At 25.7% G+C, this 23,243-nt stretch carries 29 protein-coding genes and 1 pseudogene; 24 read left to right on the forward strand and 6 right to left on the reverse strand.

The genetic code is table 4. The features are described from left to right. Nucleotides 1-84: 84 nt before the first annotated feature. Nucleotides 85-1,698, reverse strand: coding sequence for a chaperonin GroEL (groL, locus tag ACOBME_RS00505; RefSeq protein ID WP_338963590.1), 1,614 nt, complete (start codon nucleotides 1,696-1,698; stop codon nucleotides 85-87). Between the two features lie 25 nt (nucleotides 1,699-1,723). Continuing rightward, nucleotides 1,724-1,996 (reverse strand): hypothetical protein, encoded by a 273-nt coding sequence (locus ACOBME_RS00510; protein ID WP_338963589.1) that lies wholly within the window; start codon nucleotides 1,994-1,996, stop codon nucleotides 1,724-1,726. Nucleotides 1,997-2,407: 411 nt separating this feature from the next. Here ACOBME_RS00510 and ACOBME_RS00515 point away from each other — a divergent pair, with 411 nt between their 5' ends. The 7 genes from ACOBME_RS00515 to ACOBME_RS00545 all read left to right on the forward strand — a co-directional run bounded on the left by ACOBME_RS00515 (nucleotide 2,408) and on the right by ACOBME_RS00545 (nucleotide 6,971). Then, entirely contained in the window at nucleotides 2,408-2,731 is a 324-nt protein-coding gene (locus ACOBME_RS00515) for a hypothetical protein (RefSeq protein WP_338963588.1), read from the forward strand. Between the two features lie 78 nt (nucleotides 2,732-2,809). Beyond that, nucleotides 2,810-2,965, forward strand: a complete 156-nt coding sequence (locus tag ACOBME_RS00520) for a hypothetical protein (RefSeq protein WP_338966611.1) — start codon at nucleotides 2,810-2,812, stop codon at nucleotides 2,963-2,965. A gap of 107 nt (nucleotides 2,966-3,072) precedes the next feature. Next, the gene (locus ACOBME_RS00525; protein ID WP_338963587.1) at nucleotides 3,073-3,222 is read left to right on the forward strand and encodes a hypothetical protein; all 150 of its coding nucleotides are present in this window, start codon (nucleotides 3,073-3,075) and stop codon (nucleotides 3,220-3,222) included. Continuing rightward, nucleotides 3,222-3,473 (forward strand): hypothetical protein, encoded by a 252-nt coding sequence (locus tag ACOBME_RS00530; protein ID WP_338963586.1) that lies wholly within the window; start codon nucleotides 3,222-3,224, stop codon nucleotides 3,471-3,473. The genes ACOBME_RS00525 and ACOBME_RS00530 overlap by 1 nt, the downstream gene beginning before the upstream one ends. Before the next feature lie 410 nt (nucleotides 3,474-3,883). Continuing rightward, on the forward strand, nucleotides 3,884-4,846 hold the full coding sequence (locus ACOBME_RS00535; RefSeq protein ID WP_338963247.1) for an IS1/IS1595 family N-terminal zinc-binding domain-containing protein: 963 nt from the start codon (nucleotides 3,884-3,886) through the stop codon (nucleotides 4,844-4,846). Nucleotides 4,847-4,991: 145 nt separating this feature from the next. Next, nucleotides 4,992-5,963, forward strand: a complete 972-nt coding sequence (locus ACOBME_RS00540) for an IS30 family transposase (RefSeq protein WP_419333921.1) — start codon at nucleotides 4,992-4,994, stop codon at nucleotides 5,961-5,963. 405 nt (nucleotides 5,964-6,368) lie between these two features. Then, nucleotides 6,369-6,971, forward strand: a complete 603-nt coding sequence (locus ACOBME_RS00545; protein ID WP_338963580.1) for an FMN-dependent NADH-azoreductase — start codon at nucleotides 6,369-6,371, stop codon at nucleotides 6,969-6,971. 90 nt (nucleotides 6,972-7,061) lie between these two features. Here the strand turns inward: ACOBME_RS00545 and ACOBME_RS00550 are convergent, their stop codons facing one another. From ACOBME_RS00550 to ACOBME_RS00560, 3 genes are all read right to left on the reverse strand, one after another. Further along, on the reverse strand, nucleotides 7,062-7,199 hold the full coding sequence (locus ACOBME_RS00550) for a hypothetical protein (RefSeq protein ID WP_338963579.1): 138 nt from the start codon (nucleotides 7,197-7,199) through the stop codon (nucleotides 7,062-7,064). Nucleotides 7,200-7,555: 356 nt separating this feature from the next. Continuing rightward, nucleotides 7,556-7,981: a hypothetical protein gene (locus tag ACOBME_RS00555; RefSeq protein WP_419333924.1), complete on the reverse strand. Its 426-nt coding sequence runs from the start codon at nucleotides 7,979-7,981 to the stop codon at nucleotides 7,556-7,558. A 144-nt stretch (nucleotides 7,982-8,125) separates the two neighbouring features. Then, on the reverse strand, nucleotides 8,126-9,088 hold the full coding sequence (locus ACOBME_RS00560; RefSeq protein WP_338963247.1) for an IS1/IS1595 family N-terminal zinc-binding domain-containing protein: 963 nt from the start codon (nucleotides 9,086-9,088) through the stop codon (nucleotides 8,126-8,128). A 292-nt stretch (nucleotides 9,089-9,380) separates the two neighbouring features. On the opposite strand from ACOBME_RS00560, the gene ACOBME_RS00565 reads away from it, so the two are divergent. The 14 genes and pseudogenes from ACOBME_RS00565 to ACOBME_RS00630 all read left to right on the forward strand — a co-directional run bounded on the left by ACOBME_RS00565 (nucleotide 9,381) and on the right by ACOBME_RS00630 (nucleotide 20,011). Next, nucleotides 9,381-9,893, forward strand: a complete 513-nt coding sequence (locus ACOBME_RS00565) for a hypothetical protein (RefSeq protein ID WP_338963577.1) — start codon at nucleotides 9,381-9,383, stop codon at nucleotides 9,891-9,893. 6 nt (nucleotides 9,894-9,899) lie between these two features. Next, nucleotides 9,900-10,709 (forward strand): TlyA family RNA methyltransferase, encoded by an 810-nt coding sequence (locus ACOBME_RS00570; protein WP_419333926.1) that lies wholly within the window; start codon nucleotides 9,900-9,902, stop codon nucleotides 10,707-10,709. 51 nt (nucleotides 10,710-10,760) lie between these two features. Further along, nucleotides 10,761-11,267, forward strand: coding sequence for a redoxin family protein (locus ACOBME_RS00575; protein ID WP_338963569.1), 507 nt, complete (start codon nucleotides 10,761-10,763; stop codon nucleotides 11,265-11,267). Nucleotides 11,268-11,525: 258 nt separating this feature from the next. After that, the gene (locus ACOBME_RS00580) at nucleotides 11,526-11,831 is read left to right on the forward strand and encodes a hypothetical protein (protein ID WP_419333929.1); all 306 of its coding nucleotides are present in this window, start codon (nucleotides 11,526-11,528) and stop codon (nucleotides 11,829-11,831) included. Nucleotides 11,832-12,675: 844 nt separating this feature from the next. After that, a complete protein-coding gene (locus ACOBME_RS00585; RefSeq protein WP_419333931.1) occupies nucleotides 12,676-13,062 on the forward strand; it encodes a PTS transporter subunit EIIC in 387 nt (128 codons plus the stop codon). Then, entirely contained in the window at nucleotides 13,041-14,342 is a 1,302-nt protein-coding gene (locus ACOBME_RS00590) for a PTS transporter subunit EIIC (RefSeq protein ID WP_419333932.1), read from the forward strand. The genes ACOBME_RS00585 and ACOBME_RS00590 overlap by 22 nt, the downstream gene beginning before the upstream one ends. A 432-nt stretch (nucleotides 14,343-14,774) precedes the next feature. Further along, nucleotides 14,775-14,924, forward strand: a complete 150-nt coding sequence (locus ACOBME_RS00595; protein ID WP_004027793.1) for a hypothetical protein — start codon at nucleotides 14,775-14,777, stop codon at nucleotides 14,922-14,924. Next, nucleotides 14,924-15,175 carry a hypothetical protein gene (locus tag ACOBME_RS00600; protein ID WP_126821078.1) on the forward strand — a complete coding sequence of 84 codons (252 nt, stop codon included), beginning with the start codon at nucleotides 14,924-14,926 and terminating at the stop codon, nucleotides 15,173-15,175. The genes ACOBME_RS00595 and ACOBME_RS00600 overlap by 1 nt, the downstream gene beginning before the upstream one ends. 209 nt (nucleotides 15,176-15,384) lie before the next feature. Further along, nucleotides 15,385-15,825 (forward strand): DUF3627 domain-containing protein, encoded by a 441-nt coding sequence (locus tag ACOBME_RS00605; RefSeq protein WP_338963574.1) that lies wholly within the window; start codon nucleotides 15,385-15,387, stop codon nucleotides 15,823-15,825. Between the two features lie 152 nt (nucleotides 15,826-15,977). Further along, the gene (locus ACOBME_RS00610) at nucleotides 15,978-16,181 is read left to right on the forward strand and encodes a DUF2649 family protein (protein WP_126821076.1); all 204 of its coding nucleotides are present in this window, start codon (nucleotides 15,978-15,980) and stop codon (nucleotides 16,179-16,181) included. Then, on the forward strand, nucleotides 16,181-17,194 hold the full coding sequence (locus tag ACOBME_RS00615; RefSeq protein ID WP_338963280.1) for a hypothetical protein: 1,014 nt from the start codon (nucleotides 16,181-16,183) through the stop codon (nucleotides 17,192-17,194). The genes ACOBME_RS00610 and ACOBME_RS00615 overlap by 1 nt, the downstream gene beginning before the upstream one ends. After that, nucleotides 17,187-17,585 (forward strand): hypothetical protein, encoded by a 399-nt coding sequence (locus ACOBME_RS00620; RefSeq protein ID WP_338963575.1) that lies wholly within the window; start codon nucleotides 17,187-17,189, stop codon nucleotides 17,583-17,585. Before ACOBME_RS00615 ends, ACOBME_RS00620 begins: the two co-directional genes overlap by 8 nt. After that, nucleotides 17,585-17,821 (forward strand): hypothetical protein, encoded by a 237-nt coding sequence (locus ACOBME_RS00625; protein ID WP_004027616.1) that lies wholly within the window; start codon nucleotides 17,585-17,587, stop codon nucleotides 17,819-17,821. Before ACOBME_RS00620 ends, ACOBME_RS00625 begins: the two co-directional genes overlap by 1 nt. A 9-nt stretch (nucleotides 17,822-17,830) precedes the next feature. Beyond that, nucleotides 17,831-20,011 (forward strand): annotated as a pseudogene (locus tag ACOBME_RS00630) (spiroplasma phage ORF1-like family protein). 20 nt (nucleotides 20,012-20,031) lie between these two features. On the opposite strand, the gene ACOBME_RS00635 reads toward ACOBME_RS00630, so the two are convergent. Then, nucleotides 20,032-20,442 carry a lipoprotein gene (locus ACOBME_RS00635; RefSeq protein WP_338964903.1) on the reverse strand — a complete coding sequence of 137 codons (411 nt, stop codon included), beginning with the start codon at nucleotides 20,440-20,442 and terminating at the stop codon, nucleotides 20,032-20,034. 79 nt (nucleotides 20,443-20,521) lie between these two features. Here ACOBME_RS00635 and ACOBME_RS00640 point away from each other — a divergent pair, with 79 nt between their 5' ends. The 3 genes from ACOBME_RS00640 to ACOBME_RS00650 all read left to right on the forward strand — a co-directional run bounded on the left by ACOBME_RS00640 (nucleotide 20,522) and on the right by ACOBME_RS00650 (nucleotide 23,125). Continuing rightward, on the forward strand, nucleotides 20,522-21,484 hold the full coding sequence (locus ACOBME_RS00640) for an IS1/IS1595 family N-terminal zinc-binding domain-containing protein (RefSeq protein ID WP_338963247.1): 963 nt from the start codon (nucleotides 20,522-20,524) through the stop codon (nucleotides 21,482-21,484). Nucleotides 21,485-21,671: 187 nt separating this feature from the next. Beyond that, nucleotides 21,672-22,658 (forward strand): IS30 family transposase, encoded by a 987-nt coding sequence (locus ACOBME_RS00645; RefSeq protein WP_338965371.1) that lies wholly within the window; start codon nucleotides 21,672-21,674, stop codon nucleotides 22,656-22,658. 113 nt (nucleotides 22,659-22,771) lie between these two features. Next, nucleotides 22,772-23,125, forward strand: coding sequence for a S1 RNA-binding domain-containing protein (locus ACOBME_RS00650; protein WP_338964901.1), 354 nt, complete (start codon nucleotides 22,772-22,774; stop codon nucleotides 23,123-23,125). Nucleotides 23,126-23,243: the final 118 nt, after the last annotated feature.

The raw sequence follows: 23,243 nt of genomic DNA on the forward strand, positions 1-23,243 counted from the left end.
CATTATAAAAATAAATACTTTTTTATTTTAATGAAAAAAAAAACAAGTAAAACTTGTCTTTTATTGAAATAAAATTCTTGTTAATTAAATTCCTAAATCGGGATAACTTGGTATTTTTGGTTGTTTTTCTTCTGGGTCATTTACCACAACTGCTTCTGTTGTTAACAATAATGCACTAACACTACCAGCGTGTTGTAAGGCATATCTTGTTACTTTAACGGGATCAACAATTCCAGCTGTAATCATGTCTTCTCAGACATTTGTTGCAGCATTATAACCAACATTATTAGGTTGGTCTTTTAATTTATTAATAATGATTGAACCATCAACCCCTGCATTATCAGCAATTTGACGAACTGGTTCTTCAATTGCTCGTAAGACAATATTTAATCCTAATTTTTCCTCTTCATTTAATTTCAAATTAGTTAATTTATGTCCAACTTGAACTAAAGCAGTTCCCCCACCAGCAACAATTCCTTCTTCAACTGCGGCTTTTGTTGAATTTAATGCATCTTCAATTCGAAGTTTTTTCTCTTTCATTTCCGTTTCGGTTGGTGCCCCAACTTTAATAATTCCAACCCCGCCTGCTAATTTTGCTAAACGTTTTTGTAACTTTTCTTGTTCAAATGATGAAGTTGCACTTTTAATTTGACCACGAATAAACTCTTTTCGTGCTTCTAAATCAGCTTTTTTGCAACCGCCTTCAATAATTGTTGTTGTATCTTTTGAAACAATTACTTTTTTTGCTGTTCCCAAATCATCTAAAGTTAATGTTTTAAAATCCATTCCCAATTCACCATTAACAAATTTTGCCTTAGTTAAAATAGCAATGTCTTCTAATAAGTTTTTACGATTATCACCAAATTCTGGTGCTTTAACAACAGCAATATTAAATGCTCCACGCATTTTATTTAGTAATAATGTTGGTAGAACATCACCATCAACATCATCGGCAATAATTAATAATGGTCGTCCTTCTTCAACAATTTTTTCTAAAATTGGTAAAATTTCTTTCATGTTACTAATTTTTTTATCAGTAATTAAAATATAAGGATTTTCAAATTCTGTTAACATTTTTTCACTATCAGTTACCATATATTGTGATAAATAACCTTTATCAAACTGTAATCCTTCGGTGATACTTAATTCAGTATCAATTGTTTTTGACTCCTCAATTGTAATAACACCATCATTACCAACTTTTTCCATAATTTCAGCAATTAAATTACCAATTTCTGGATCTTTTGAACTAACACTAGCAACTTGAGCAATTTCTGCTTTAGTCTTAATTTGTTTTGCTGATTGTTGTAATAATTCCACAATTGCTTTAACTGTTTTTTCAATTCCATTTCGAATTGCTACCGCATTAGCTCCAGCAGTAATATTTTTTAATCCTTCTTTAACAATTGCTTGTGTTAAAACAATTGCTGTTGTTGTCCCATCACCAGCTACATCATTTGTTTTATTTGCTACTTCAGCAACTAATTTTGCTCCCATATTTTCAAAATGATTACTTAATTCAATCTCTTTTGAAATAGTAACACCATCATTTGTAATTAATGGTGAACCATATTCTTTTTCTAATAAAACATATTTTCCTTTTGGTCCTAATGTTACTTTAACAGCATCAGTTAATTTATTAATTCCGTTAATTAACATCATTCTTGCATCTTCTGAAAATTTAATTGATTTTGCCATAATTTGATTCCCCCTTTAAAGTCTATTATTTAATAATAGCTAAAACATCTTCGACAGAAATTAAAACTAATTTTCTATTATCATATTCAACTTCGGTTCCAGCATATTCACGATAAAGAACTTTATTATTAATTTTTCCTTCAAATGCTTGTTCTTTTTCAACTTCGGTACTAATTGCAATTATTTTTCCGATATGACTTTTGCTTTTCTCATCTTCTTGTAAATAAATTCCATTAATAAAAGTTTCCTCTTTTTCTTCTTTTGCTAAGACAATATTTTTGCCTAATGGTTTTATCATCAAAAATCCCTCCTTATTTATAATTTTAGCAAATGGCATATGTAACTGCCAATAATATATTTAACAAATTTTATTAATAAATGCAAGTGTTTTTGTCTTAGAAACAGAAAAAAACAAACTGTAGTTTGTTTTTTTATTTTAAATAATTATTTAAATTTGTAGAATAAACGATGAAATAGGACAAAAAAATCGACCCTTATTGGGTTGATTTTTTTTATTTAAAAATTAACTCTAAAAATTAAATATATTGGTTCTACAATTATTTAATTTTACAATTACATATTTTTAGTGGAAGGTTCCCAAACTCGGCATTTTGTCAGTAAAGAAACCAATAGAACTGTTAACTTGTTTTTTTTCATTAAAATAAAAAAGTATTTATTTTTATAATGTACAAAGGGAAGGTTTTATCTTATGAAAAAAATATTAAGTTTTTTTGCCATTACAACTGTTGTAGTTGGAAATAGCATGCCGTTATTAGCTTGTCGCCATAAAAATGACAGTAATAATGACAACAATGATATTCCTGAAAAACTTCGTAGTATGATTAATACAACAGGGTTGCTAACAAAAATTTCCTTATTAGCACGTTATGAAAATTTAAATTTTAACCCAAGTGAACTTGTGCGAAGTTTATATGCTCCAGCAGCATATTGAAAATCAATTCCAAGTATTTATACTTACAATAATCAAAAAATTAATTTATCAAAATTAATTCAAGATTTTAACAACAATTAAAATAAAATGATTGCCCACACAAAAAATGCTGATCCGAAGTCAACGCGTGAACAATTATTACCACAAGGCATCGTGTAAGTGAAGTGCAACAAATCAACTCAGAAAGGAGTTGATTTTTTAATGGAAAGAAAACATTATTTTATTTTACGGTCCTTAGTAACTAAGTATGGAAAAGATAATGTTATTAATACGGTAAATAATATTGTAATTAATAATGAAAAAGAAGATGAATAAATTATCCGCGTAATTTATTAGCGGTAATTTATTCAATATAGTTTATTTTGAGCGTAGCGAACACGCGAAGCGTGCCGCGAAAATTAGATTTTTAGGAGGAATAAGTTATGCCAGTTTGATTAACGACAATTTTTAGTGTTGTTATTATATTAGGTATTTTTGCATGAATTGGTTTATCAATTTATCAAAAAATTCGCCAAATTCTAGGAAAGAAAAAAGATAAAAAAGAAATTGAAAATAAGGAGGATAAGAAATAATGTTAGGTATGTATTTAACAACAGCAATTAATTTTTTAGCAGTTGGTGATAAACCTACTATTTCAGATGGAATGGGTTCTATTTGAAGTGGTTTAGGGCAAGCAATGATGGAAGTTAAAGAAGCAATTTATGCTGTATTACCACAATTAATGACCTTTTTAGGTGATGCGTGAATTATTTTAATTCCATTTGGTATTTTTGTTATCATTAAGATTTTAAACTTTTTCCGTGTTATGGTTAAAGGATTTTAATATTTATTATTACTGATCATATATCTTAGCTATGGCACACTAGCTTTTATGTGAGTTGATTAAATAATTTTGTTGTTTATTTTTGTATTACACACTGTCTATAAGTTATTATTGAAATTATTAGTAATGAAATAATTGTTTTAAAGTAGGATTTAATAAAAATAAGAATATTTTTATTAAGGGTCATATTAATAGTAGTTTTGGAATATAAATTTTTATAATATTCTTTATAAATATATCTACTTTCTTTTTAAAATTTGTAGGCAGTGTGTAGTGCAAAAATATCAATTTAATTATAAATGATTAATTTTATATTTTAATAACTATTATCTTTAATTTTGTCGAAAACTCTTGATATTTATAAAATATACCTAAAATTAGGTATATTTTTAATATATAGAGGTAAATAAATGATGAAAAAAATAATTACAGAATTAATAAATAGCTTAACAGATGATCAATTTTTAGAATTTTATGAAAAAATAAAACAACAAGCAGACTTAATTAAAAAACAAAAACGTTTAAATGAAATTGATCAAAAATTTAGAGATAAAGGCATTATATGTCCTAATTGCAAATCTTTTCATTGTGTTAAAAATGGTCATAATTCCGAAGGAAAACAAAAATATTTATGTAAAAAATGTCGTGCTAGTTTTGATGCATTTCGTCATCATTTTACTTATTGAAGTCATTTAAATTATGAACAGTGAAATTTATTAATTCAAATTTCATTGTTAGGACAATCTAGTAAAATAATTTCTCGTTTTATTAAAACAACCCCAAAAACCGCTTGATATAATCGACAAAAATTAATGCAATCAAAACAATTAGAAAATACACAGTTAAAATTTAAAAAATTAAATGGTCAAATCCAAATGGATGAAACATTTATTAAAGAAATTCATAAAGGCAATTTTAAAGATAAATTTGATAAACGAAAAACTCATCTCGATCCATTTTCAACTGATACCAAATGCTGTATTCAAATGGCAGTTGATAGCAATAATAATATTTTTGTTCAATCCACCAATACCAAAAGATTACAAAAACAATGGATTATTGAAAATATGAATAAGCAACTAATTAAAGAAAAATCAATAATTATTTCTGATATGCAACCACTATATTTATTAGTAGCAAAACAAACAAATTCTACTCTATATTCCACCAAAACTAGTACAAACCCTGATACTAGTTATCAAAAGTTAAATAAGATTAGTAAATTACAATCCAGTCTTAAAGAAGCCTTAATTCATTATCATGGTTTGGGTTTCACTAATATTCAAAATTATTTAAAGCTCTGAAAATGAAAATACCAACACAAAGGTTTAACACCAAACCAACAATCAACGGTATTATATTTTAACGTTTAAAAAATTTAAAGCAAAATCATAATCTTACACAAAATTAGTTTTCAAATTGTCATATTGATGATTTTTTTTATTTCATCAAGAGTTTTCGACAAAATTAAAGATTTTAATATTAAATTTATAAATTAATGAAAGGTATATAAATGTTATGTATAGTCATTTAAGTTTTATTGATGAGGTTAAATTGGAAAAATTATTATTATCAAAATTATTTTTAAAAAAGAATGGTGAAATAAATATTGCACAGATTGCTAAATGTTTGAACAGAAATAGTAGTACTATTTTGCGAGAAATTAAGCGTTTTAAAACTATTGATGAATATAGTGCTTATAAGTCAGATAAAATGTATTATGAGAAAAGAAAAAAGAATAATAAAAGATATAAGTTTACAGAAGAACAATTAAATTTTATTAATATAAGATTTAATGTTTATCGTGATTCTCCATCACAACTTATTCATCGTTATTTTCTAAAGTTTGGTATCAAATTTCCTGCCTGTCTTAAAACATTTTATAAATGAATTCGTTTGGGTTTTTATGGTTTTTTAAAACAGAATTTACGTCATCGTGGTAAAAAATTTAAAACAAAAAAGAGAAAAGATGATCGTGGTAAATTAATTAATTTTAAATCAATATGAGATATTGAGAATAAAGAGACTGATGTTGGTTGATTTGAAATGGATACCGTAGTTGGAAAAGAGCATCAATCTAGTAATTTCGTTTTAGTTGAACAAAATAGTAAAAGTTATTTTGTTATGAAATTAAAAAATCATACTGCTAATGAAGTTGTGGAAAAGTTTAAAGATATTGTTATAAGTAATAATTTATTTGGGAAAATTAAAGGAATAATAACTGATGGAGGAAAAGAATTTAGTAAATGAAGAGAATTAGAAATATTTGCTGAAACACAAGTTTATTTTTGTGACCCTGGTAAACCACAACAAAAACCATTAATTGAATATATGAATTCTGAACTTAGACAATGATTTCCTAAGGGAACTGATTTTAATAATGTTAGTCAACAAAAAATAAATTGAGTAGTTAATGTTATAAATGATAAATTAAGGCCTGTTCTTAATTGAAAAACAGCAAAAGAGGTATTTTCAGATAATTTTAAATAGGTTTATTTGAAGTAATTTAATAAATTATTTTTTAGTATGCTTAATTTTCCTTAAAATAAAATAAAAATTATAAATATTTTGATTTTTAAAAATTTATAATTGATTTTTTATGATTTTTATTGTATTATTTGACTAATAAGATTTGTTGCACTTCATTTTACATAATCCCCAACCTTAAAAAACATTTATTTCCTAGGAAAAATCACCCCAAATGCAACTACCATTCAAAGTTTTAATACTATTATTAACAAATATGTTATTGGTATGACAATTATTAATCCTGGTGAAAATGATCCGTTATATCCAAATTATCAACAATTATCATCGTGGTTTATTTAAAAAGATAATCAATATCAAACCAAATCCTGAATTATGATAAAATAATACCAGAAAGGAAAGATAACGATGTCAAATAAAGTATTAGTAATTTATGGAACTGTTAGTCCTAATGATAAATCATATTCAAAAGCGTTAGCAGCTCGTTTTATTAAACATTATCAAGCATTAAATGCAAATGATGAAACTATTCATTTAGATTTAAATAATACCGCAATGGCTTTAAAAACATTAACGCGTGATAACTTTGATAGTTATTTTAATGCCGAAGATGCCGATGTTTATATTAACCAATTAAAAGAAGTACAAAAGGTTATTGTTGTTTGTCCAATGAATAACTTTAATGTTTCTGGGTTAATGAAAAATTATTTAGATCATGTCTTAGTTGCTAACAAAACATTTTCATATAAATATTCAAAAAAAGGGAATTCGATTGGATTACTACCACATTTAAAAGTTCAAATCTTAACAACCCAGGGAGCACCTTTTGGATGATATCCATGAGGAAACCATACTGAATATTTAAAAGGAACTTGAGAATTCGTGGGAGCAACAGTTAATAAACCAATTTTAGTAGCGGGAACAAAAGTACCTCCAACAAGTTCATTAGCACCAGATGAATTAATTGATCAATATGATGAAGAAATTCAAAAAGTTGTTAAAACATTTTAAATAAAATAACATAATAAAAAACTCAATTTTAAATTGAGTTTTTTATTTTATCGCAAATTAATTAAATATTTTATCTCAAAGGCTACGTTTTTAATTTTTAATTTTATCTAAATCAGCCTTCACTTTATTAAGTTCTTTTGTTTTATTTTGTAAATCATATTCCAACTTATTTTTTTCTTCAATCGTTTTATTTAATTCGTTTTGCGTTGCTTCTTTTTCTTGTGTCATCTTTGTTAACGCTGTTGTCAGCGCTGTTACTTTTTTCTCTAACTCGGCTGTCTTTTGATTTGCTTGATCTAATTTAGCTTTTAAATCATTTATTATTGTATTTAAATCATTTAATGCTTTCTCATGATTCTTTATTAACTCTTCATTTTTACCTTGTAACTGTTTTAGTTCTTCTTTGAATTTATCAACTTCCGCCGTTTTATCCGTTAGATTTTTTTCTAAATTGGTTTTTTCTTGTTCTAAATTAGATAATTGTGCTTTAACAGCTGTTAATTCTTTAAGACAATCACCACAATCTAACTAGTAGTAATGCAAATAATAAATATGGAGTTAATTGTTATTTTAATAAAAACTAATTATTGTGCTCATACTGATGTGATATTATTTGGAACAATCCCAATTAAATTAATTACAACACCATTCCCGTTATCATATGATGGAATATTTCAAATATATCATTGGGCAATTATAATTGCAGCAACAATGCCAGCAACAGCAGCAATTTCGGGGATGGCACCTAATAAGGAAGCAATAACACCACCAACTGAACCTAAATCATTTTGAATGGTTGTTGTTAAACTATGATTTAAATACAAATGTGAATAAACGAAGTAATAATCTCATTCATCAATACCATCTTTTAAATTTTTAATAATTCCTGATGTATTATTTAATTTATTATTTTGATAGAATGTTTGATTTTGCAATACTTGTTTTTTAAGTTGACCAATATTTTTTTCAATGTTATTATATTTACTATGAATATTTGATGAATTTGACAATACTAAATATATCATCTCCCGGTAAAAATATTTATACATATTTCCTTTAATTTTGTCGAAAACTCTTGATGAAATAAAAAAAATCATCAATATGACAATTTGAAAACTAATTTTGTGTAAGATTATGATTTTGCTTTAAATTTTTTAAACGTTAAAATATAATACCGTTGATTGTTGGTTTGGTGTTAAACCTTTGTGTTGGTATTTTCATTTTCAGAGCTTTAAATAATTTTGAATATTAGTGAAACCCAAACCATGATAATGAATTAAGGCTTCTTTAAGACTGGATTGTAATTTACTAATCTTATTTAACTTTTGATAACTAGTATCAGGGTTTGTACTAGTTTTGGTGGAATATAGAGTAGAATTTGTTTGTTTTGCTACTAATAAATATAGTGGTTGCATATCAGAAATAATTATTGATTTTTCTTTAATTAGTTGCTTATTCATATTTTCAATAATCCATTGTTTTTGTAATCTTTTGGTATTGGTGGATTGAACAAAAATATTATTATTGCTATCAACTGCCATTTGAATACAGCATTTGGTATCAGTTGAAAATGGATCGAGATGAGTTTTTCGTTTATCAAATTTATCTTTAAAATTGCCTTTATGAATTTCTTTAATAAATGTTTCATCCATTTGGATTTGACCATTTAATTTTTTAAATTTTAACTGTGTATTTTCTAATTGTTTTGATTGCATTAATTTTTGTCGATTATATCAAGCGGTTTTTGGGGTTGTTTTAATAAAACGAGAAATTATTTTACTAGATTGTCCTAACAATGAAATTTGAATTAATAAATTTCACTGTTCATAATTTAAATGACTTCAATAAGTAAAATGATGACGAAATGCATCAAAACTAGCACGACATTTTTTACATAAATATTTTTGTTTTCCTTCGGAATTATGACCATTTTTAACACAATGAAAAGATTTGCAATTAGGACATATAATGCCTTTATCTCTAAATTTTTGATCAATTTCATTTAAACGTTTTTGTTTTTTAATTAAGTCTGCTTGTTGTTTTATTTTTTCATAAAATTCTAAAAATTGATCATCTGTTAAGCTATTTATTAATTCTGTAATTATTTTTTTCATCATTTATTTACCTCTATATATTAAAAATATACCTAATTTTAGGTATATTTTATAAATATCAAGAGTTTTCGACAAAATTAAAGCATATTTCCACAAATATTATTTACAGTTTCATTATATTCTTTTCTATTATGGTAACAATGTCTTTAATTATAATTTTCTAAATATCAACTTTGTTTTAAACTTTTAAAAAAATAACGTAAATAATTTGCAAAAAAGAAGAGGGGTAAGAACAAAGAGTTCTTTGTTCTTACTTTGAAATTTGGTATAATTATGTTAACTAAAAGGTGATAAAATGCAAAATAACAAATTTAATTATTACAATTGAGCAAACAATAAGTGAGCAAAGAAATGACGAATGTCGAATGAGGTTAAACAACGATTATTTACCCTGAAGGGAAAAATTCATTTTGTCCCATTGTGAAAACCAGCAGAAATAACAGTTGATCTTGATAATCATCAGTTAATTGTTCCAAAAAATTTAGCATTTTTAATGCAAAAATATCAATTACCACAAACATCGTATTATCTTTTTAAATATCATAATATTAATAATCTAATGTTAGAATGTAATTATATTATTAGTAATTATTCAACTATTATTGAAGCTAAAATTGATCAAAAGGTTATTTCCTTACAATGATCATTATCATATGGTGCTTATTTCTTTAAGAAAATTACCAATTATATTTTAGATCAAGATACCATTTTAGAAACATATCGTGCAACAAAAACCCGAAAACAACGATTGCTATTTCGTCATAAAAACCAACATGCTTTTAACAAAACAAAATGAAAGGAAGAATAAACTTTAATGAAAATGCGCTTAGACCAATTATTAGTTAATCATAATTTAGCACCTTCACGTGAAAAGGCAAAAGCAATGATTTTAGCTAATAATGTTTTAGTTAATAATGTTCCAGCTTTAAAAGCTGGTGAATTAGTCGATGTTGATAGTCTTATTACCTTACGAGGAGAACCATTAAAGTATGTTTCTCGTGCTGGTGAAAAATTAGCAAAGGGATTAGAAGCCTTTCAAATCAACGTTGATAATCTGATTTGTCTTGATATTGGTTCATCAACTGGTGGTTTTACTGATTGTTTATTACAAAATAATGCAAAAAAAGTTTATGCTGTTGATGTTGGTACTAATCAATTAGCATGAAAATTACGAAATAATCCCCAAGTAGTCTCGTTGGAAAAAACTAACTTTCGTTATGTTACAAAACAATTATTTGAACCCGATCAAATTGAATTTGCTTGTTGTGATGTTTCTTTTATTTCGTTAGATAAAATTATTCCACCGTTAAAAGATATTTTATTATTAGATCATTATGCCTTTTTCTTAATTAAACCCCAATTTGAAAGTACAAGAGAAACAGTTCATAAGGGAAAAATAAATAGTAAGGAAGCTCATCAAAGGGTCATTGAAAAAGTAATTAATTTAGCTCTCACAAACGGTTTTAGTATTATTAACCTAGATTATTCACCAATCTTAGGTAATAAGAAAAAAAATATTGAATTTATTTGTTTATTACAACGAACAACAACTCCGGTTAATCATTTGTCTGATTGCAAAATTATGGAAATTGTTGAAAATGCTTGAAATTCTTTACTATCTTAATTAACTTTTAGGATATAATATTATCGGAACAAGAATGGAGGGTCAGAATTTATGGCTAAAGGAACAATGAGTGGCGATGTCGCAACATTAATTGCATCAAATTATCTTAAAGTTGGTGATACATTAACATTCAAAGCAGACACTGTTAAATGAAAGGACTTTGAATTAACAAATCTTAAGAAAGAATATAAAGTTATTTCCTCAATTCCCAGCATTGATACTAGTGTTTGTTTATTACAAACAAAACAATTTAATGAAACAATTCTTAATAAATATCCCGCTGTCCAATTAATAACAATTTCCCGTGATTTACCATTTGCCTTACAACGGGCATGTGAATCATTTGTTAATCCCGAACATATTTTATTATCAGATACAAACTATCGTGAGTTTGGTCACAAAACAAAGTTATACTTTGAATTTAATAATTTACTAGCCCGTAGTGTGATAGTACTTGATCAAAATAACCAAGTTATTTATCTCCAAATAGTATCACCAGTTAGTTCTGAACCAAATTATCAAGACACTTATCATTTCTTAGATACTTTGGTAAAATAATAGGTACCCCTTAAAAATGGGTAACTATTATTTTAAATTAAAACTTTCCAAATTATTTCATTAAGAAAATAATTATCATTATTATTAAAAAAATAACATTGTTAATTTTTTCTAAAAAATATATACTATTTGTTGTATTAACCCTAATTATAATTTTTATCATCCATCATAATATGGAAAATTTATCCATTAACAGATATTTTTTTGATAAGAGAGGTGTTTATTACAAGTATTTTATGAAAGGAGAACACAAAAACCATGGCTTTCGAAAATAACAATACAAACGAAACTAAAAATAGATTAGCGATGCCAGACAGTGTCTTCATTGGTTGTGAACAACATGCTAATGACTGCCCAAAATGTGCGGCAATGCAAGAATCACAAAAGTCAATTTTAACATGTCAAATGTGTGAACAACCGGTTTTTTTCTGTCGCTCAAAACCTTGTGAGTATAAATTGCATTGTACCAATCCAGAATGTATTAAATCAAAACATAACTTTGTTTTTATTGGTAAAAACAGTACTAAAACAAAAAGGTATCAAGATCAACAGTTTCAAAAATAAAGTTTTAAAAATAAATAATTAATGACTAAATAATATCAAAACCATAACCTTCTTTTTTAGTAAAGAGGGTTTTTATTATGACAAAATAGATTAATTCTAAACAAAATAATAAAAATATTGGAAAAATTTTAAAAAATAAAGAAAAAAGTCTTGCAAAAAAAAAAAAAAAAATATTATTAAAACAGATAGTTAAAATAGAAAGCACAACAAGACGGATATTAAATTATTGTTATAGCATTATATTTTATTAAGTAATACTAACAACCTTGAAAAATTAGATAACCATACTAAAACCTTAATTTGAGGGGGAGTAATTGCAGTTAGTATTATTTTTATTGTTGTTTTTTTTATCAATTCATTTTTTTACTGACAAAATAAGAATAATCAACGCCACACACAACGATTAGGGGTAACGCGTGAGCGTGGTGTTTTATTTGAAATTAGACGAAATATTTTCTTAATTCTAACTTCATTATTTGCAATTTCCTTAGATGTTGGTATTTTCACTATTATTAAGATAAATGTGTAATTTTTAACTATTAACAAAACTAATAAAACACAAAATTACTTTTTAACAGAAAGAGAGGAAACGTAATGCAATATTTGCAAAAATTAGGAAAAGCGCTTCAATTTCCAATTGTTGTGTTGCCCGTTGCCGCATTGTTACTAAGGTTAGTGGGGGTAATGAACGATGTATCAATCAACCCTGACCTATCCCAAACCGGACCATTATCAGCAATTTGATACATTGGCTCGATTTTTCAGGCAGTTGGAAACGCAGCAATTAGTAACTTAGCGCCATTATTTGCAATTGGATTATGATTTGGAATGGCCAAAGACTTTCGTGGGGAAGCCTGCTTTGGTGGCATTTTTTGGATGAGCTGTAATTGAAGGATTAATGGGAATTGTTCCCCAATGATATTACAATAACGCATTATTAGGACACACCCCAATTGGTAATTTCCAAGATAATCAATTTTGAGCAATACCACATTCACAAATTTTATATGTCTTTGATTTTAGCGTCGGAGACACAATCAAAGGTTATGGTGCCAAATATAACATTAGTATGGGGGTCTTTGGTGGAATTTTAGCAGGATGTCTTGTTGCTTTAATTTACAATAAATATTCAAATGTAAAATTACCAGCAGCATTAGGATTTTTCTCAGGACGTCGTTTTGTCCCAATGGTGACTGCTGCTTACTTCTCTTGGTTGGAACATTTGCTTTAGCAGCAATTTGACCTTGATTTCAATTAGGATTACAGTATCTAGGTTATGGTTTAGGAGCAATCCCACCATTAGGAGCATTCTTCTATGGGATTTTTAACCGGTTATTGTTACCATTTGGTTTACACCAAGTATTGAACACTTATTTATGGTTCCAACAACCAATTATTGGTCATTTAATGAACTACCAAGGAACGAACTTATGACAAGTTGTTAATGGGGTTTTACAATGAGCTGATTATTCAATTAGTAAAGATGGTGTTTTAACAATTAACGGTTGAACTTCAACTGGTGTTATTACAACAATGAACGGAGATATTACTGCCTTTTTAGGTAAATTATATGCTGATGCTAAATTTGGTTTAGCCGGGGGGAGTGGGATGTTCCAAGCAGGATTCTTCCCAATGATGATGTTTGGATTACCAGCTGCCTGTGCCGCAATGATTTTATCAATTAAAGATAAAACTCGTCGTGCTGAATATGCTGGGATTCTAGGATCAGCTGCTGGAGTATCATTCTTAACAGGAATTACAGAACCAATTGAATTCTCATTTGTTTTCTTAGCACCAATATTATTAGGATTACATGCTTTACTAACTGGGGTCTTTGCCGCATTAACAGTTGGATTTGGAATTAGGGTTGGATTTGGCTTTTCAGCTGGATTCATCGATTGAGCTGTTTCAATGAAAACATCATGAGATATGGCCGCAATTTCATCAAACTTACAATCAGGAGTTTATAAAGTATTAGGAAATCCATTAATGATTATTCCAATCGGAGTCCTTGAAGGAGCGGCATACTTCTTTAGTTTTAAATACATTATTAAAAAAATGAATTTATCTACACCTGGTCGTGAAGACGAAGCCGCTATGATTGCAAAATCATTAGGAAAAAGTGTTGAAAAACACGCGAAGAAAAAAGCATTGCAAGAACAACAAACAGCAAACGTTACAGTTGTAACAACAAGTGGCAATGTTAATGTTCTTTTGCAAACCAATGGTGCTAATAAACGAATTGACATTCAAAAAGATCCAGACGGACCATTAAAATTAGCACAAGTTATTTATGATGCAATTGGCCATGACAATTTAGTTAAAGTTGACAACTGTATGACCAGATTACGATTAACCGTTGAAGACGACACTAAAATTAATCAACAACCAATTAAAGAGGCTGGGGTCGCCGGAATGGTTTTAGTTTCAAAAACAAAAGGAATCCAAATCATTATTGGCTTAAATGTTGAAGCGGTTGCAACAAAACTATCAGAAATTTCTGGTAAATAACTTTAATTTAATATTTCTTAAGAAAAATGTTTATCTTTGATAAACATTTTTTAGTTCCAAGCAAAAAACAAAGGATTATCATCCCTTAATTTTAGTTTTTTAAGATATGTAAATTGTAAATGCCAAATCATAAAAAGTTAACTATTAATTTAGTTAACTTTTTTAAGTTAATTATAGGAGGTTGAAATTATGCAAACAAAGCAATATTTAATTTTGCGGTCATTAGTGAAAAAGTATGGTAAAGATATTGTTATTAATACTGTCAATAAGATTGTAAAAGATATTGAAATTAAAAAGTAAAAGAATAAATTATTCCGCGTAATTTATTAGCGGATAATTTATTCAATAATGTTTTTTAAGTGGAGCAAAGCGACAACGAGCGGAGCGAGTTTGCAAATTTCAATTTTTTAATTTATTGAAAGGAGATATATTATGCCAGTTTGATTAACGACAATATTTAGTGTTGTTATTATATTAGGTATTTTTGCGTGAATTGGTTTATCAATTTATCAGAAAATTCGCCAAATTCGAGGTAAGAAAAAAGATAAAAAAGAAATTGAAAACAAGGAGGATAAAAAATAATGTTAGGGATGTATTTAACAACAGCAATTAATTTTTTAGCAGCAGATACGCCACCTACTATTTCAGATGGAATGGGTTCTATTTGAAGTGGATTAGGGCAAGCGATGATGAAAGTTAAAGAAGCAATTTATGCTGTATTACCACAATTAATGACTTTTTTAGGTGATGCGTGAATTATTTTAATTCCATTTGGTATTTTTGTTATTGTTAAAATATTAAACTTTTTCCGTGTTATGGTCAAAGGATTTTAGTAATAAGAAACTAAGGCACACTAGTTTATTTATTTTTTATTAATTTATTTTGTATAACTATTATTTTAAAACTTAATAGTATTTTTCAGTGTGCCAATTTTTATTATTTTTATATTTAACAATGTTTATTAAACAATAGATAAACAATATTTTAACATTATTTATAACATTGTTAATTAAAAAAAATGTTTATTAAGGAGTTGATAAAATTGAGTAATTTTGTTAAGAAAAATCAAAATATAGAGAATTATTTTATTCGTAAAGAATTCATAGTTTTTCAGACTGATAAAGCTTCATTTATAAATTTACCTAATCATAATCGCCATATTGGTTTTTGATTAAGTAATAAATTTATTTATCCGAGTGAAAAACATTCAGAACAAGTAGCAATTGGTTTGATTTATGATAATTCTTATCCTATTGTAAAATATGATGAAAATTTAAAACGTCATATTTGAAAGTATTTAACTGGAACAGAATTAATTAATTTGTATAATCAATATAAACAAAATTATTTTAATCGTATGCACAAAGCATTATTTTCAAATGAACCTAAAAAAGTAAAAGTAAATAATAACAATAATAATTTAACAAATTGAAGTGTTGAAAAAGAGCAAGAATTAATTAATGATTTAGAAAGTTTAAATTAAATGAGTTTATATGACTATTGAGTTCAATTTGTTAGTTATATTTTTGGTTCAAATGCCCCTGAATTTTTATATGTTATATCGTTTGTATTATTTATCGTTTTATTTTTTGGGATGTTTTTTAAACTTATTCAAAAAATGTGGAGTTTTTAAAAATGCAAAATGATTGAGAAAAATTAAAAGAGTTTTTTATTCATGTCTTTTTGTTTATAAATAAAACAAATGTTGAAAGTATTACAACTTGGACTTTGACACAGAATGAATATTTAACTTTGATGGTTGGTGTTTGAATTGTTATTTTATTTTTAACTTGGTTTTTGTTATGAATGATTTTTAAAATAGTTGGGTATTTTAAATAATGAAAAAGTTTGTATTTTTCTTAAAAAATTATTGTTATATTAGTAGTTCAATGATTTTGTTTAGTTTAATTGATTTGTTATTTTGAATAATTTCATTAAATTATACTGGTTTAGTATTTTGATTATTATTTGCTTTGCAATGTGTTTATTTTGTATGATGAGTTTGAAAAAACATATTTTATCAGTTAAATGCTTTTCGGTTAGTAAGTTTTGTTTGAGATAATCCGTTATCAGTTATTATTGGTAAATTAGGAACCGGAAAAACTTTACTTTTAACTTATTTATCACAAACTATGAAATTATTAACAGATAAAATTTATAGTAATTATCCGTTAGAAGATGAGAAAGTTAAAGTTTTAACATTTAAAAATTTAGATTTTACAGATAGAACAAAACCAGTTCCCCCTGATGATAGTGTTATTTTATTTGATGAAAGTTATTTATATATTGATGGAACTAGTCCTCACGATGAGAAAAAAGTCCATAGTGGTAAAATTCCGTGAATTGTTTTAGCAAGACATTTTGGTAATCGTGCTTTGTTTACAGCACAGCGTGAGGGTATGATTTGAAATAATATCCGACAATTAGCAAGTGGTATTATTATTCCAATTTCACTTAAAAAACCGATTGCTAAAAAAGGATTTAATTTTTTTAATCGTTTCTTTATTATGCGAATTGGTATTTTTCAAGATATTACGGATTATGAAATTTGAAAAACAAAATCAGTAGAACGAACAGCAGAAGGTAAACGAGTAAAACATAAGTCAGATGTTGGTTTAGGAATTCGGTTTTTTAAAATAATTATTCCGTTAGAATTTGCACAGAAATATGATAGTCAATGATTAAAGTTTGTTCGTGATTTAAAAAATGATGAAATAATTAATAACAAAGAATACTATTGGTCAGAAATTACTAAATTGAGTGTTAAAGAGCGGTTAGAATTGTTTGATATTGATATTTTGAAAAAGAATTTAAAACCTAAAAAAGAAAAAGGAAGTGATAAAAATGATTAATTTGTTGTCAGAAAGTAGTAATTGAGATAAGATTTTTATTTTTATTTTTGATGTTTTTTTGTTTATTTTTGATGTAATTTGAAATACTAAATTACCAATGACAAATACAACAATTGCTTATTTTATTATTTTTTTTATGGTTGTTAAGTTATCAATTTATGCAATTCACGGCACAAGAACACAATATAACGAATTAGGTTCAATAGTACAAACGGGGGTATCAAATATTTATTCTGCGACTGCTCGTGGAGTTTCAGATACTAAACAAGGTATGCAAAAACATATTACAGAGCGTAAACAGTTTAAAATTAATCGTAATAAACAACAATTATCAAGTTTAGCAAAACAAGCAAAAACAAGAGAACAAGGATATCGGAGAGTGCATAAATAATGATTAGACTAGTTTTATTGGTTGCGGCAATTGCTATATTTGGTACTGGTTTTATTACAGTTATTATTAATCAATTAACATCAGCAAAAAATATTATTATGGATTTATATAACTCAGATACTTTTTTACTTTCTTTATTTGGTAAGATGGCAATTTTGTTTAGTCATCCGTTAATGTTAACAATATCAAGTTTATATATTGTTGGGTTTATTGTTTCAAAAACATTATATAGTTAGGAGTTATTTATGAAAAAATTATTTTCTTTATTTTCAATAGGACTTTTAGGGCTTTTAGGTTTAATTATTCCTTTTATTACTTTAACAGCATTTAAACCGTTAAATCAACAAAATTATACTGTTAATCAACAAACAACAGGAATGAATGAAACTGATTTTATTAATACAATGTTTTTACGCAGTAGTTTTTTTGAAAATTGGTCTGAAACCAATTATTTTATTAATCCAACTTTAAAAACATCGCAATCATTAACTTATAATGATAAATGATATTTAGATTTTTTAAAGGATAGTTATTCAACGGGGATTTCATTTGATAAACCCAGTAATGAATTTATGGATTTATACAAAAATTGAGATAGTTATGTTAAACAATATAACATTGATAAATTTTATGATGTTGATAAAAAACAATTTCTAAAAGAATTAACAAATTTTTCTTATTCTTTTGCTAAGTATTTTAATACTGTTGAAATAATTAATAAATTAGAAAAAAGTATTGACAATTTGCAACAAGTTAATTTAAAATTTCAGAATTGAAAATGATATTCAGGAGATGAATTGAACCATGGACCAACTAATAAATGATATATATTAATATCTAAATCAACTAATTCAACTGATGCAGTATATGCAATAGATTTAATTCATTTTACAACAAGTACAAGTATTAAAACAACATATCCATTTTTAAAGTCAATATACAGATGAGAAAATACAAGTATTCCAACTGATAAACAAGTTCCTGAAATAGATAATCAAGGTAATCTTCTTTTTTATACTGATAATGATTATCAAAAGGTTCGTTCTTTTTTATTAAAGTATATTGATGTAATTGTTCAAGAAAATATTAGAATACAGCAAGGTGGTAATCCTGATTATGATGATTCAAATTTAGGCAGTCAAAGAATAATCTTTGATTTTGAAATTATTAATAATATGGAAAAATTGGACTGAAAACCTAGTATTATTTTAACTAGAAAATCAATTTATCGAATGATTTTAACGATTGATGAACATAAAAATATTGTTGCTGGTAGTTTATAATTAACACATCTTAAACAATATTGGGATGGTAATAATGCAAATAGTTATCGATATACTGATGATTTAGGTTTTTTGTTTACTTTTATGAAAGAAAAAGATAGTATCTTTAATTTTAGTGTTGAAACATATAATTATAATCAAGATAATACTCCTAATACTGGTAAAGATATTTTTGAACAGATGAAAGGCCAAATTGATATTAATAAGTTTTTAAAAGCATTTTTTGCTCATGCTTTAGTTCCAGTATTCCAAAATCGTAGTAATTTTATTGAAAGTGGTTATATTGATAATTTAGAATATAATACTGTTTTAATTAATTTTTTTGGTTTGAAATTAGTTAATTTTAGAGATGTTTTAATTGATGAAAATAATACGAATAAAAATCAATTTGAAAAATTGTTAAATAGTATGTTTACAGTTTCGCAAAACTTTTATAAAGATTATTTACGAACAATTTTTGACTTAGAAAACAATACTTATGTGCAAGGTTATAATAAAAAATATGGTTTATTAGCAAATAATGGTTTTAAGATTTATCCTCGTTATTTTTATTTTTCTGATAAATATAAGCAACTAGATATTAAATTGTATTCAGCATTTAAAAAACGATTTTATAACATTAACTATGGTAATGTATTTAATTATGATTTTTCTGTTGCAAATGATTATAATATTAATCAAAATGAAGGTTATATTTTTGAAGGTGCTTTAAAAGATAAATATGGTTTAAAATATAAAAAGATTGAAGAACAAAAAATTGGTTATAATGTTTTTGAATTACAAGCACAAAAAGAAAATGATATGTATCGTTATTATGATTTTAATTTTGGTATTTATAACTGACAAGAAATAAATAATGGTGGATTATTTCCTGATGGGCAATGATGACAAGCACAATATGAAAGTTGTAGTTGATATAATTTAGCGTGTCATATTAGAAATGCGGCAATTTGAATTGTAAATAATATTCCTGGTGTTAAGCAAGTGAATGAATTAGCAAGCGGAGTTGGTAAAATATTTCAAACAATATATAGTTTTTTTAATCAAACATTCGAAGTATGAAAATTTAGTCCAGCATTATATAACACAATAACAAATATATTCCTATTAATTATTTTTATGAAATTTGTTCGATTAATATAAAAAAGGACTTATAGGTCCTTTTATTCTTTTCAATCAGTAATTTTACCTGTTTTATTATCAATTATTGGTAGAGCTGGTTTATTTAGTTCTTCTCATCTGTATATTGACTTTAAAAGTGGATATGTTGTTTTAATACTTGTACTTGTTGTAAAATGAATTAAATCTATTGCATATACTGCATCAGTTGAATTAGTTGATTTAGATATTAATATATATCATTTATTAGTTGGTCCATGGTTCAATTCATCTCCTGAATATCATTTTCAATTACTTCCAATTGGTGGTTCTTGTGGTTGTTGTGGTTCAGGTGTAGGTTTCGGTTTATTACCCCCTCCGTTTTCATTGTTATTTGGTTTTTCACAACTAATTAATGTTGTTGTACTTGTTGCTGTTAATCCGATTGCTCCTAAAATGCTAAGTCATTTTTTCACTTTAATTTTGTCGAAAACTCTTGATATTTATAAAATATACCTAAAATTAGGTATATTTTTAATATATAGAGGTAAATAAATGATGAAAAAAATAATTACAGAATTAATAAATAGCTTAACAGATGATCAATTTTTAGAATTTTATGAAAAAATAAAACAACAAGCAGACTTAATTAAAAAACAAAAACGTTTAAATGAAATTGATCAAAAATTTAGAGATAAAGGCATTATATGTCCTAATTGCAAATCTTTTCATTGTGTTAAAAATGGTCATAATTCCGAAGGAAAACAAAAATATTTATGTAAAAAATGTCGTGCTAGTTTTGATGCATTTCGTCATCATTTTACTTATTGAAGTCATTTAAATTATGAACAGTGAAATTTATTAATTCAAATTTCATTGTTAGGACAATCTAGTAAAATAATTTCTCGTTTTATTAAAACAACCCCAAAAACCGCTTGATATAATCGACAAAAATTAATGCAATCAAAACAATTAGAAAATACACAGTTAAAATTTAAAAAATTAAATGGTCAAATCCAAATGGATGAAACATTTATTAAAGAAATTCATAAAGGCAATTTTAAAGATAAATTTGATAAACGAAAAACTCATCTCGATCCATTTTCAACTGATACCAAATGCTGTATTCAAATGGCAGTTGATAGCAATAATAATATTTTTGTTCAATCCACCAATACCAAAAGATTACAAAAACAATGGATTATTGAAAATATGAATAAGCAACTAATTAAAGAAAAATCAATAATTATTTCTGATATGCAACCACTATATTTATTAGTAGCAAAACAAACAAATTCTACTCTATATTCCACCAAAACTAGTACAAACCCCGATACTAGTTATCAAAAGTTAAATAAGATTAGTAAATTACAATCCAGTCTTAAAGAAGCCTTAATTCATTATCATGGTTTGGGTTTCACTAATATTCAAAATTATTTAAAGCTCTGAAAATGAAAATACCAACACAAAGGTTTAACACCAAACCAACAATCAACGGTATTATATTTTAACGTTTAAAAAATTTAAAGCAAAATCATAATCTTACACAAAATTAGTTTTCAAATTGTCATATTGATGATTTTTTTTATTTCATCAAGAGTTTTCGACAAAATTAAAGTTTTTTCATATATTTAACTCCTTACTTAAAATGCTATAATTATTTTAAGTAAATTATAACATATTTTAATATTTTAGGAGGTAAAGTGTGAAAAAATATGAAAGATTAGATATTAATGAAAGAGTAAATTTGGAAAAATTAAAAAACAATGAATTATTTAAAAAGAAAAATGGAACAATTAATATTCGAAAAATTGCTAAGCAAATGAATAGAGATTATAGAACTATTTGGCAAGAATTAAATATGTTTGATAATATTGGTGATTATAATGCTGCAAAAGCACAAAAAATACATGATAAAAACAAAAAACAATGTCGTAAATATTCAATGTTAAATTCACAAGAATTAAGTCATTTTTCTAATGAATATAATAATTTTGGTCGTTCGCCACAAAATATTATTATGTCGTATGAATTACAATATAATGTAAAATTTAGTGTATGTTTTAAAACAATGTATAAATATATTAGATTAGGTTATTTTAATTTATCAAAAAATAATTTGTATTTTAAAAATAAAAAGCGAAAAACTAAAAATGGTGAAAAAAATGATAATCGTGGTGTATTGCTTAATATTAGAGATTATAAGCAATTTTTAAATGATTATGGAGATGATTTAAGTTTTAGTGGAATTTGAGAAATGGATACCCTTGATTGTGGTAATTTTCATTTGTTAGTTTTAGTAAATCGGAAATCTAAAATAGTTTTTTATGATATTTTATTTACTAAAAAAGCAAGTATTGTGTTAATGGTTTTAATGAAAATGATTAGACAAATTGGTATTAATAAATTTAGTTGTATTTTAACAGATAGAGGAAAAGAATTTTATAAATGAAAACTAATAGAAAAATATTTAAAAATAAGAGTTTATTTTTGTGACCCTGGAAAACCAAAACAAAAAGCATTAGTTGAAAGGATAAATAGAGATATAAGGCGTTGGTTTTTACGAAATGAGCCTATAATTAATATTCGCAGTAGATTAAAATCTGTTTTAGATATATTAAATACTACAATAAGACCTTGTTTAGGGGATTTTACATCAAAACAATATTTTAAAAAAATATTTGTTCATTAATTAGTTAATGTATATAATAAAAATAATAAAATCTATTAATTATTTTTGTGTTTAACAAATTTTTTTCAGCATTTTAATAATATAATTAGATTTTAGTAAAGGAGAAAAAATATATGTATGATAAAAATAACAAAATTATTGTAAAAATAACAAATATTACTCCCTATGGTGCTTTTTGTCGAGCAGAAAAGGCTGATGGTTTAATCCATATTAGTGAAGTTTCAGATTATTTTGTTAAAGATATTAAATATTTTTTTGATATTGGTGATGAAATTGAAGTTGAGGTGCTTGATTTTAATATAGTTAAAAAACATCTTAAATTAAGTTATAAAAATTGTCACCCTGAATTATTAAAAAATGATGATAAAGAAATTCAGGAAATAAAAACAGCATTCCAAAACTTAAATAAAAGACAAAATAAAACAGACAATATTGAAAATATTAGTAAAACAAACGAAAATAAATAAATTAATAAAAATATAAAAAAGTAAAAAATAGTTTTATTACTACTTTTTACTTTTTTACTTTAATTTTGTCGAAAACTCTTGATGAAATAAAAAAAATCATCAATATGACAATTTGAAA

It is taken from the genome of Spiroplasma endosymbiont of Sarcophaga variegata (genome assembly GCF_965178695.1).
In the GTDB taxonomy this organism is placed as follows: Bacteria; Bacillota_I; Bacilli_A; order Mycoplasmatales; family Mycoplasmataceae; genus Spiroplasma; species Spiroplasma poulsonii.